We start from the raw sequence: 361 nt of genomic DNA, 5'->3' as shown, positions 1-361 counted from the left end.
GCGACGAGATGGTCTGGGCGGATCAATCGCTGCTCACCCGTGCCTTGTTCAATTTGTTGGAAAACGCTGTCAAATACAGCTCGTCTGGAACGAGGGTAACCTTGAGCTTGAATTGCTCGGACCAAGGGCTGAGATGCCGGATCAGCGATCAAGGCCCAGGTATTGCCCCTGAAGATTTGCCCGATTTGTTCATTCAATATCGGCGCTTTGATTCAGTGAAGGATGTGGAGGGTTTAGGATTGGGGCTGACGATGGTCAAGGCTGTAGTTGACCGACATCAAGGTCGGATCTTTTGTGAGAGCGTTGTCGGTAAAGGCACGACGTTCACACTCCTGTTTCCATTGTTAGAAGGGAAAGAATG

At 50.7% G+C, this 361-nt stretch carries 1 protein-coding gene; it reads left to right on the top strand.

Annotation, left to right across the window (positions count from 1 at the left end):
• The coding region (locus HX855_RS32865; RefSeq protein ID WP_178948054.1) for a sensor histidine kinase KdpD at positions 1-361 on the top strand (361 nt) is incomplete at both ends.

Origin of the sequence: Pseudomonas sp. IPO3778, assembly GCF_013386825.1 — a bacterium.
Classification (GTDB): domain Bacteria; phylum Pseudomonadota; class Gammaproteobacteria; order Pseudomonadales; family Pseudomonadaceae; genus Aquipseudomonas.
This window is presented reverse-complemented; position numbering and strand designations above follow the sequence as displayed.